Here is a 388-nt window from a genome sequence, read left to right on the forward strand (position 1 = left end):
CTCTGACAGACCTCATGACCCAGGCCCGGCCGCCCCTGTCAGGCACCGTCGATCAACTCACCCGACTGGCGCCGCTGCTCTCGAATGAGGACGACATGGCGCGGATGGACCTTTCGTTGCAGAACGCACCCAAGAACTACCGCAAGCTGGTCCGGTTGGGGGCCTACGGCAGCTTCATCAATCAGTACCTGTGCGGCATGAATGTCCGGGTCACCGACCTGCAGGGGCGCACCGCGTACTTCCCGTGGATCATGCAGAACACCGGACGCTGTGGGGAGCCCTGATGCTGAAATACCGTGGATCGCACCTCATCCGGAGCGGACTCATCGGCATTGTGCTGATCGCGATGATCATCGCCGTCGGGCTCCAACCTCAGGCACTGTGGTCT

Annotated in this window: 1 pseudogene; it reads left to right on the top strand. The window is 62.1% G+C overall.

The annotated features are described in order from the left end of the window. Positions 1-284: pseudogene (locus tag IMZ11_RS44685) on the top strand (hypothetical protein); the annotation flags it as partial. Positions 285-388 lie beyond the last annotated feature (104 nt).

Origin of the sequence: Microtetraspora sp. AC03309, from assembly GCF_020826795.1 — a bacterium.
Classification (GTDB): Bacteria; Actinomycetota; Actinomycetes; order Streptosporangiales; family Streptosporangiaceae; genus Microtetraspora; species Microtetraspora glauca.